The sequence below is a fragment of the Kitasatospora sp. NPDC022856 genome, assembly GCF_055561235.1.
In genome coordinates this window covers 36,641-46,440 of the sequence record NZ_JBVHHE010000042.1, presented here as the reverse complement: position 1 = coordinate 46,440, position 9,800 = coordinate 36,641, and the positions used below count along the sequence as shown (strand labels likewise).

Here is a 9,800-nt window from a genome sequence, read left to right as displayed (position 1 = left end):
GCCCTGGAAGGCCCGTCGCTGGACCTCTTCCTACCTGACTTGCCCTGACGCCGTCACCGGAGCAGTGGTGCTTTCACGGAACTCGCGCCAGAGCCGGCAAAGTCCAGGTGTGCGGCCAGTTGAGCCCCGGTTGATGGCCACCAGAAATCCAGGTGGACGGCCGTCCGGCCTGCGGTGTTCCTGATCGCTTCCTTATCTGAAGGAGACCCCTTCGTCCGGTTTGCTGGTGTTTGCGAAGCATCAGCGAACTGGTCGAAGAGGTCCTGTGACGAAGTCTGGCAGAGAGATCATGGAGATATTCGAGGCGTACGACCTGACCGAGACGGTCTGGTCGGCAGCTGCGCTCACGGGGAACGACCCGAAGACGGTCAAGCGGTACGTCGAGGCCCGCGCCAGCGGCCGGAACCCGAATCACCGCGAGCCGCGGCTGAAGATGATCGACGGCTTCCTGGAGAAGATCGAGGAGTGGGTCGAGCAGTCGAAGGCGTCGATCCGCGCTGACGTGGTCCACGAGAAGCTCGTGAAGATGGGCTTTCAGGGCAGCGCGCGTTCAACGCGGCGGGCGGTGAACGCGGCGAAGACCACGTGGAGGGCGGGCAAGCGCAGGACCTACCGGCCGTGGATCCCGGAGCCCGGGAGGTGGCTGCAGTTCGACTGGGGTGAGGGCCCGAAGATCAACGGCAGGCGGACCTGGCTGTTCTGCGCGGGGCTGTCCTGGTCGCGGTTCCGGGTGGCGATCCCGGTCTGGGACTGCACCCTGGGCACGCTGGTGGCCTGCCTGGACACCACGCTTCGGCGAATCGGCGGGGCGCCGACCTACGTGCTGACCGACAACGCGAAGACGGTCACCGTCGAGCACATCGCCGGGATCCCGGTGAGGCATCCGCAGATGGTCGCCGCGGGCCGACACTACGGTTGTCAGGTCGTCAGTTGCGTTCCCTACGACCCCGAGAGCAAGGGCGGGGCGGAAGCCACCGTCCGGATCGCGAAGGCCGACCTGGTCCCGACCACGGCGAACCTGCTACCCGCCTACGACTCCTTCGCCGAGCTCGCGGACGCCTGCCGGATCTGGTGCGACAGCGTGAACACGCGCCGGCACCGCGCGACTGGGCAGATCCCCTCCGACCGCCTCGAGATCGAACGCACCACACTGCACGTCCTGCCGATCGAGCCGCTGGCCCTCGCGCTGGGCGAGGAGCGGCTGGTCGGCTCGGACCGCACCATCAGCTTCAACGCGGTCCGATACTCGACGCCGCCGGGTTACACCGGAGCCCGGGTCTGGTGCCGGGTCGTCGGCGACGAGCTGTCGATCACGGCCCGCACCACCTCCGGCGACCTGTCGGAGATCTGGCGGCACCAGCTGTCCACGCCCGGCGTCCCGCAGATCATCGACGCCCACTACCCCGACCACCCCGACGGCCGCGGCGTTCACCAGCCCCGGCTCCAGCCCCGCTCCGAGGCGGAGATCGCGTTCGTGGGCATCGGTTCCGGCGCCGGACGCTGGCTCAAGGAGGCCGGACCCGCCGGAGCGTCCCGGATCCGGGCGAAGATGGCCCACGCCGTCGAACTCGCCGCTGTCCTGGGCAGCGACCGGGTCGACCAGGCCCTCGGGCTCGCGGCCGCGGCCGGGCGCTTCGCCGAGGACGACCTGGTCTCCGTCCTGGAGCACATCGCGGCCAACAGGCCCGTCGGACAGGTCGTTCGCGCGGACGAGGCCCACTCCGTCCAGAACGGCACCATCGCCTGGCAGGCCCTGGGCCGGCAGCAGTCGGCGGCCGGGGAGTCGAGGGCCGACTGACCTGGTCAGTCGCCGATGAACCACAGATACAGGTGCGGCCCGCGCTCGACGACCTGGCACAGCTCGCGGACCTGCCCGACCCAGTCGCCGTCCAAATCGGCAGGAAGCCGGTCGAGTTCCGACAGCAGCAGCGGCACCTGCCGCTGGTTGAAGACCGCATCCCCATACGGCGTCAGGGCCCAGAGCATCGGGAACTGCGTCATCTCCAGATCCGCGAGGCCGGCCATCCAGTCGACACCGGCTTTGGCGCGGGCGCGGCGGCGGCGGGCACCGGGGCGGGGTCCTCCGGGGCGAGTTCGCCGGCGGCCGCCTCGTGCCCGGCGCGCCCGCCGTCGGCACCGGCGCCGGTGCGGTCGGCCGGCACCTCGTTCGGCCGGCCTGCCGCGTCGGAGCCGCGCTGCTTGGGCAGCGCTCCCGGGTCGGGGGTCGCGGCTGCGACGGGTGGTGGGGCGACGGCGGTCGCCCCGCTGGCGGCGGCGAGCACGGTGAGCACCGTGCAGATGAGCAGCGCAAGGCAACGACGCAGTGCCAACACCGAAAGAATTCCCCCGACTTGTCCTGAAGATCGGGCAGAGATATATCGGACCGGTGTTCCTGTTGTGAAGACGGATCGAGCCCGAACCGGCGGGAAGGTGACCGGTATCACAGGCGGAAATGACGCGGCGGCCACGTAAAGGACATGTTTCGCCCACAGACGGAGGGAACCGTTCCGGTGCGGTCACCGATCCCCGGAGGCGCCGCACCGCGGGGGAGCGGGACCGTGGTCGGGCCGGGCGCCGGACCTGCCTGGGACTCAGCTGTGGCCGTCGGCGCTCTGGGACGCCGCCATCGCCGCTTCCACGGACCGGGCGCGCTGGAGGTGTCCGATGGCGGCTCAGGGCTGCCCTTCCGCGTCGAGGACGTCGGCGGCGAACTGGTGGGCATGGACGAGTGCGGGCCCGTACGTGCTCGGGTTGTCCACGAAGTACGGGTCGACGGCCTGGACCGCCTCGGTGGCGTCGCGCCGTGCGCCCGCCGTGTCGCCGGGCAACAGGAACCGGCCACGGGCGACCAGCGCCAGCACGAGCCCCACCCGCGAGCTGGCCGTGTGCGGATGACCGGGCCCCAGCATCCGCGTCAAGTCCTCCACCAGGGAACGCAGCAGGACGATTGCCTCACTGAATCGTCCGGCGTCTCCGTAGGCGTGGGCGAGGTTGTGACGGGTGGTGAGCGTGTCGGGGGCGTCCTCGCCCAGGACCCGGACCCGGTCCCGCAGGGTCCGTTCGTGCAGGGGGATGGCGCGGGCCAGGTCTCCGGCTTCCTGGTACGCGTGGGCGAGGTTGTTGCGCGTGCTGAGGATGGCGGGGGCGTCCTCGCCCAGGACCCGCACCATGGCTTCCAGGGTCTGCTCGTGGAGGGCGATGGCGTGCACCCGGTTTCCGGCGCCCCGGTAGGCGGTGGCGAGGTTGTGGCGGGAGTTGAGCGTGTCGGGGGCGTCCTCGCCCAGGACCCGGGCCCGGTCGTGAAGGGTCCGTTCGAGGAGGGGGATGGCGCGGGCCAGGTCCCCTGCCTCTTGGTAGGCGGTGGCGAGGTTGTTGCGGGAGGTGAGGGTGGCGGGTGCGTCCTGGCCCAGGACCCGGGCCCGGTCCCGGAGAGTCCGTTTGTGCAGGGGGATGGCACGTGTCAGGTCTCCGGCCGCCTGGTAGGCGGTGGCGAGGTTGTTGCGGGAGGTGAGAGTGTCGGGGGCATCCTCGCCCAGGACCCGGACCCGGTCCCGGAGAGTCCGTTCGTGCAGGGGGATGGCACGTGTCAGGTCTCCGGCCGCCTGGTAGGCGGTGGCGAGGTTGTTGCGGGAGATGAGGGTGGCGGGTGCGTCCTCGCCCAGGTTCCGGGTCTGCTCCTGGAGGGTCTGTTCGAGGAGGGGGACGGCGCGGGTCAGATCGCCGACGGCCTGGTAGGCGGTGGCGAGGTTGTTGCCGGTGGTGAGGGTGGCGGGTGCGTCCTCGCCCAGGACCCGTTTCGTGGCCGCCAGGGTCTGTTCGAGGAGGGGGATGGCGCGGGTCAGATCGCCGACGGCCTGGTAGGCGGTGGCGAGGTTGGTGCGGGAGGCGAGGGTGTCGGGGGCGTCCTCGCCCAGGACCCGGGCCCGCTCCTGAAGGGTCTGTTCGAGGAGGGGGATCGCGTGCGTCACGTTTCCGGCCGCCTGGTAGGCGGTGGCGAGGTTGTTGCGGGAGGTGAGGGTGGCGGGTGCGTCCTCGCCCAGGACCCGTTTCGTGGCCGCCAGGGTCTGTTCGAGGAGGGGGATGGCGCGGGCCAGGTCCCCTGCCTGCTTGTAGGCGTGGGCGAGGTTGTTGCGGGAGGCGAGGGCGTCCGGCGCGTCCTCCCCGAGGATCCGCGTCAGGCCGGTGAGGGAGCGTCGGAGGTGGGCGGTGGCACGTCGGGCCTGGCCCTGGCCGCTGAGGAAGAGTCCGGCGGTGTTGAGCACGGTGGCGGTGGTCACCGTGTCGGCCGACTCGGGTGTGCGGTCGGTGAGGGTGTCGACGTGGGGGATCAGGGCGCGTAGGAGAGGCCACCTGTCGGGCTGCCTCGTGTCGCCGGGGAGGGCGGCCTTGAGGCACTGGGCGGCGTGGTGGCGGGCGGTGGTGATGTCGTCGGCCCGGCGGTGGTGGTCGTGGGGGTCGGGGGTGCGGGCGAGGGTCTGGACGAGGCGGTGGACGGACAGGGTGCCGTCGCGGTTGTCGGTGATCATGCTGTAGGCGAGGAGCCGGCCGAGCGCGGTGGCGATCCGGGGGAGGCCGGGGCCGTCGTCAGCGCCGGCGAGGTGGTCGATCAGGCCACGGGGGACGTTGTCGGGGGCGTACCAGGCCAGGATCCGCAGGATCTCGCCGGCGAGGGGAGTGTCGGTGAGGCGGTCCAGGGTCAGGTGCCAGATCCGCGCGATGGTGCGTTCCGCGTCCGTGCCCTCCGCTCCGGCGGCGAACATGTCGGCCGGCCACCGGGTCAGCATCTCCAGGTAGGCGTTCGGCGTGGTGGCGGTCTGCGCGCAGTAGGCGGCGGCCTGCTCGACGGCCAGGGCCAGGTGCCCGAGCTCCTCGCACACCGCCTCGGCGCCCTCGCTCGCGCGCGGGCCGTCCTGGGTGAGGACCCGCACGAACAGGTCCACCGCGTCGCACCCCTCCAGGACGCCGAGCCGGACGGTGGTGGCGCGGTGGTGCCATCCGCCGGTGCGCCGAGTGGTGACGAGGACCCGGCCGCGGGGGACGCGTTCCAGCAGGGCTTCGATGTGGGCGGGGTCCTCGACGTTGTCGAGCACCAGCAGCCACCCGTCGTGGTCGGCGGCGAGCCACCGTAGCGCGCGCTCCACCTGCAGGTCCTCCGGCAGACCGGTGAGGCCGGGCTGGAGGGCGCGGGCGAGGGAGGCCAGCCCGGCCCGCAGTCCGACGGCCGTGTCGGCGGTGATCCGCCACCGCACCCGCTCCCCGCGCATCGAGGCCCAGTGGGCGGCCAAGGCGGACTTGCCCACCCCGCCCAGCCCGTGGACCGTGTGGACCACCACTTCACCCGTACGCTCGAACGCCGCGTCCAGCAGCGCGAGTTCCTCACGGCGCCCGACGAACAGCCCGCCGCGGATGTTCGACACCCCGCCCCGGGCCGCGTCGGCGGGGATCGGCGCGTACGCCTTCGGCGGCAGGACCAACGCCTGCTCGGCCCGCACGAACTGGGTCGAGGAACCGATCACGTCCCCGGCCGCGACGATCGCGCCCGTGCTGCCCTGAAGACTCGGACCGCCGTCGACGATCTGCTCCCCGGCAGCCGCGTCCCGCTGCCCGGCGCCGGTCCGCTCCTCGGCGCCGTCGTGCTCCTGCCCGCCGGTGGTGCCCTTCTTCCGCCGAGGCGTCTTCTTCCTGACCCACTTCACGGGCGGTACTCGGTGTGCGAGTTGTCCACCCTGCCGCGCGCGACGATGGCGCCGGTGGTGCCGTGCGTTCCGGTCGCCGGAGCGGGCCCGGAGCGGGTCGGGGCGGGGCCGCGGGCCGACGTCGTCGAGTCCGACACGTCCCCGTCGGCCACGATCGCTCCGCCGCTGGCGGTCATCGGCTCATCCCGCCGGGCCGACGAACGGGCGGTGCGCAGCTGCCACAGGGCGACGACGACGGCGGCGACGCCGGCCACCGCGCTCACTGCGCCCCACGCCTGCCCGGCACCGTCGGGGTGCGTGGCCGTCAACCACCACGCCGTCCCCGCCACCGCGCCCGCGCCCACGACGCCGAGCCCCCACCAACACGCCCGCTGCCAGCCAGTCATGGTTTCATCGTTCCCCCGGCAGCATGGTCAAGTACGCCCGATCCGGTACCGGGGCCAACCTGTTGCACAGGGACGAGGAATGTCACCACGGCAGGACTCCGGACCTTCCCCGAACACCCGGGGTGGCCGGCTCGGTCCCAGGGGCAGCTACCTCTCTGGGGAACGGAGCACCGTCGAGCGCGCTGCGCGGGATCCCCGGAAAAGGGTGACGTGTTCTGTCAGTTTTGGCATGAACGATGGATGACATGAACCACAAGGACATCACCACCCGGAACACTCAGAACGCCGCCGTGCAGGCCGGCCCCGCGCGTCCGCTCGCGGGGCGGGTCGCGCTCGTGGCGGGCGCCACCCGCGGGGCGGGCCGGGCCCAGGCCGTGGAGCTGGGCCGGGCCGGGGCGACAGTGTACGTCACCGGCCGCACCACCCGGGCCCGGGCCAGCGAGGTCGGCCGGACCACCGAGACCATCGAGGAGACCGCTGAACTCGTCACCGCGGCGGGCGGCGCCGGGATCGCGGTTCCCACCGACCACCTCGACGAAGTCCAGGTGCGCGCCCTCGTCGAGCGGATCGACCGGGACCACGGGCGGCTCGACATCCTCGTCAACGACCTGTGGGGCGGCGAGCACCTCCTGGCCACCTCGGTGTTCGGGAAGAAGAGCTGGGAGACGCCGCTCGCCGACGGTCTGCGGATCCTGGAGCTCGGCGCGCGCTCGCACGTGATCACGGCGGCGCTGCTGCTTCCGCTGCTGATCCGCTCCGACGCCCCGCTGCATGTGGAGGTGACCGACGGCACCGCGCACTCCAACCGCCGCTACCGGGAGAACATCTACTACGACCTGGCGAAGAACGCCCCGATCCGCCTCGCGTTCGGACTGGGGCAGGAGCTGGCGGAGTACGGGGGAGCGGCGGTCGCGGTCTCGCCGGGCTTCCTGCGCTCGGAGCAGATGCTCTCCCACTTCGGGGTGACCGAGGAGAACTGGCGGGACGCGATCGCCCAGGAGCCGGCGTTCGCGATCGCGGAGTCCCCGCGCTACCTGGCCCGCACGGTCGCCGCGCTGGCCGCCGACCCGGACCGCGCGAGACGGTGGAACGGCAAGTCCACCTCCAGCGGGGAACTCGCCAGGGTGTACGGGGTGACGGACGTGGACGGCAGCCGTCCGGACGCCTGGGCCTACTTCGAGGACGTCGTCCACGGCGGCGGGGAAGGCTCCCCCGAGGACTACCGCTGAGCCTCGGCTTCCCCGGGTTCCCCCTCCTGAGGGTCGCCCTGGTAGAGGGCGGCCAGGGCTGCGGCGCGCTCACGGAAGCGGGCGCGCAGGCAGGCCGGGGCCAGCACCTCGGCGTCCGCGCCGAGCCGGGCCAGCTGGTCGAAGGCGACCTCCTCGGACTCCGCCGGCAGGTCGAGGGTGACCAGGCCGGCGGCGTCCGGGGCGCTCGCGGAGGCGAGCGCGTCCACGACGGCGGCCCCGTCCACGACCGCGGGCAGCCGTTGGAGTCCCCGGCCGGTCAGCCGGATCGTGACGGTGGTGCGCAGCAGGGTACGGGCGAAGGCGGCCGAGCGGGCTTCCCAGTGCGCGGCCAGGTCGAAGGACGGGTCGCGAACGAAGGGTTCCTCCGTGCCGGGAGCGGGGTCGAGGGCGGTGATCCGGTCGACCCGGTAGGTTCGCCAGCCGCCGTCGTGTTCCTCCCGCTCGTCGGGGACGCGGGCCACGACGTACCAGGTGCCCGCCTTCAGCACGAGCCCGTACGGCTCCACCACCCGCGCCACGGCGCGGGCGTCGGCTCGGCCGGCCCGCGCGTACGACAGGTGGACGGTGCGGTCCGCCCACACCGCGCGGGCCAGCTCCGGCAGCAGTCGCGGGGTGGTGGCGGGTTCGCGGAACCAGGCCGGGGCGTCGAGGTGGAAACGGCGCACCGAGGACTCGGCGGCCTGGCGCACCGACGGGAGCAGGGTCGCGGTCAGCTTCAAGCGGGCGGTTTCCGCCGCGTCCGACAACCCCAGGTCCCGCAACGCCGAGGGGAGACCGAACAGGAAGAGCGTCTCCGCCTCGCTCGGACGGAGCGTGGTGAGCCGGGTCCGGTATCCCGCGGCGAGGAAGTACCCGCCCACCCGGCCCCGGTCCGATCGGACGGGGACGCCGGCCTCCTGCAACGCCTGGACGTCGCGAATCACGGTCCGCTCGGAGATCTCCAGCTCACGAGCGAGGGCGGCGGCGGTCAGGCCGGGGTTCGACTGGATCAGGAGGGCCATGCGGATCAGGCGGGCGGCGCGCATCCTCAAAGGATCGCCGACCCGACGAAGGAACGGGAACTCCCGCCGCCGCTGCTCCAGCCCGGACAGCCCGAGAACTGGCTGCGGCTCCCGGCCGTACGGACCGCCCACGGCTCGCAGTCACGGCTTGTGACGGAGCGACACCTGGCCTCGATGGCCAACCTCGATGAGGAACAGGCTGAGGTGGTCGCCCGGAAGGCGTGGAGCGACCGCCTGACGAGGCTCGGTGGCGGCGGGCAGCCGTCGGGGCGGTGGATGCTCCCGCGGCCGTGCCCCGGCGTCGGCGCAGCGACGTCGGGGCACGGGGGACCGGTTGCTGGTGGCGGTCCAGGGGTCAGCGGAAGGTCCGCAGCCGCAGGCTGTTGCCGACCACGAAGACCGAGGAGAAGGCCATCGCCGCACCGGCGATCATCGGGTTGAGCAGGCCGGCGGCGGCCAGCGGCAGGGCCGCGACGTTGTAGCCGAAGGCCCAGAAGAGGTTGCTCTTGATGGTCGCCAGGGTCCGACGGGAGAGCCGGATGGCGTCGGCGGCCGAACGCAGGTCTCCGCGGACCAGGGTGAGGTCGGCGGCCTCGATGGCGGCATCGGTGCCGGTCCCCATCGCCAGGCCGAGGTCGGCCCGGGCGAGCGCGGCGGCGTCGTTGACCCCGTCCCCGACCATCGCGACGACCCGGCCCTCGGCCTGCAGCCGTTCGACCACGGCCACCTTGTCCTGCGGTAGCACCTCGGCGATCACGTTCTCGGCGGGGATGGCGACCTCGGCGGCCACCGCCCGTGCGACGGCGGCGTTGTCGCCGGTGAGCAGCACCGGCCGCAGGCCGAGCTTCCGGAGCCGGGCGATCGCCTCGGCGCTGGTGGGCTTGACCGCGTCGGCGACTTCCAGGACTGCCCGCGCCGCGCCGTCCCAGCCGACCGCGATCGCTGTGCGCCCGGCGGCTTCGGCGGCGCGCTTGGCCTCGGCGAGTGACTCCGGCAGGTACTGCGCCCAGTCGGCGAGCAGCTGCGCACGGCCGGCCACCACGGCGTGGCCGTCCACCACGCCCTGCACGCCGAGGCCGGGGACGTTCTCGAACCCGTCGACGGCGGGCAGACGGCGTAGACGGCGGTGCCGACGGTCGGCGCCTGGATGGTCGTGGTGGCGGCGGCATCGGTCGAGCAGCAGGTGCCTTCGGTGGAGCAGGACATGGGATTCCTCCGGTGGTGGGTCGGCGTCGCAGTCTTCTCTATACCCCCTGGGGGTATCAGCTCGCCGTGAGATCTCTTTATACCCCCGGAGGGTATGAGCCACAAGTGCTGTCCAGAACTTCGTCAGGGCGGACGGCCGGCAATACGCCCTATGCGGCCGGGCGGCGGTGGCGTGCGGGGGCGGGTACGTTCCACTCGTCCACCAGCAGGCCGGCCCGGCCGTACGCGACGAGCCGTTCGCGCCGTGCGAATCCGCCTCCC

Annotated in this window: 7 protein-coding genes and 1 pseudogene; 2 read left to right on the top strand and 6 right to left on the bottom strand. The window is 72.6% G+C overall.

Going from position 1 to position 9,800, the window contains the following annotated elements; translation table 11 throughout:
- Positions 1-289: 289 nt before the first annotated feature.
- On the top strand, positions 290-1,798 hold the full coding sequence (istA, locus tag ACZ34W_RS32975; RefSeq protein ID WP_465609392.1) for an IS21 family transposase: 1,509 nt from the start codon (positions 290-292) through the stop codon (positions 1,796-1,798).
- 5 nt (positions 1,799-1,803) lie between these two features.
- On the opposite strand, the gene ACZ34W_RS32970 is transcribed toward istA, so the two are convergent.
- The 4 genes from ACZ34W_RS32970 to ACZ34W_RS32955 all read right to left on the bottom strand — a co-directional run bounded on the left by ACZ34W_RS32970 (position 1,804) and on the right by ACZ34W_RS32955 (position 6,082).
- Entirely contained in the window at positions 1,804-2,001 is a 198-nt protein-coding gene (locus ACZ34W_RS32970) for a hypothetical protein (RefSeq protein WP_465609390.1), read from the bottom strand.
- Positions 1,998-2,330, bottom strand: a complete 333-nt coding sequence (locus ACZ34W_RS32965; RefSeq protein WP_465609389.1) for a hypothetical protein — start codon at positions 2,328-2,330, stop codon at positions 1,998-2,000. The genes ACZ34W_RS32970 and ACZ34W_RS32965 overlap by 4 nt, the downstream gene beginning before the upstream one ends.
- 342 nt (positions 2,331-2,672) lie before the next feature.
- Positions 2,673-5,696: a tetratricopeptide repeat protein gene (locus ACZ34W_RS32960; protein WP_465609387.1), complete on the bottom strand. Its 3,024-nt coding sequence runs from the start codon at positions 5,694-5,696 to the stop codon at positions 2,673-2,675.
- A complete protein-coding gene (locus ACZ34W_RS32955; protein ID WP_465609385.1) occupies positions 5,693-6,082 on the bottom strand; it encodes a hypothetical protein in 390 nt (129 codons plus the stop codon). Before ACZ34W_RS32955 ends, ACZ34W_RS32960 begins: the two co-directional genes overlap by 4 nt.
- Before the next feature lie 245 nt (positions 6,083-6,327).
- On the opposite strand from ACZ34W_RS32955, the gene ACZ34W_RS32950 reads away from it, so the two are divergent.
- A complete protein-coding gene (locus tag ACZ34W_RS32950; protein WP_465609383.1) occupies positions 6,328-7,311 on the top strand; it encodes an SDR family oxidoreductase in 984 nt (327 codons plus the stop codon).
- Here ACZ34W_RS32950 and ACZ34W_RS32945 read toward each other — a convergent pair.
- On the bottom strand, positions 7,302-8,357 hold the full coding sequence (locus ACZ34W_RS32945; protein ID WP_465609381.1) for a helix-turn-helix transcriptional regulator: 1,056 nt from the start codon (positions 8,355-8,357) through the stop codon (positions 7,302-7,304). The two genes, ACZ34W_RS32950 and ACZ34W_RS32945, sit on opposite strands and share 10 nt — an antisense overlap.
- A gap of 331 nt (positions 8,358-8,688) precedes the next feature.
- Positions 8,689-9,426: pseudogene (locus ACZ34W_RS32940) on the bottom strand (HAD-IC family P-type ATPase); the annotation flags it as partial.
- Positions 9,427-9,800: the final 374 nt, after the last annotated feature.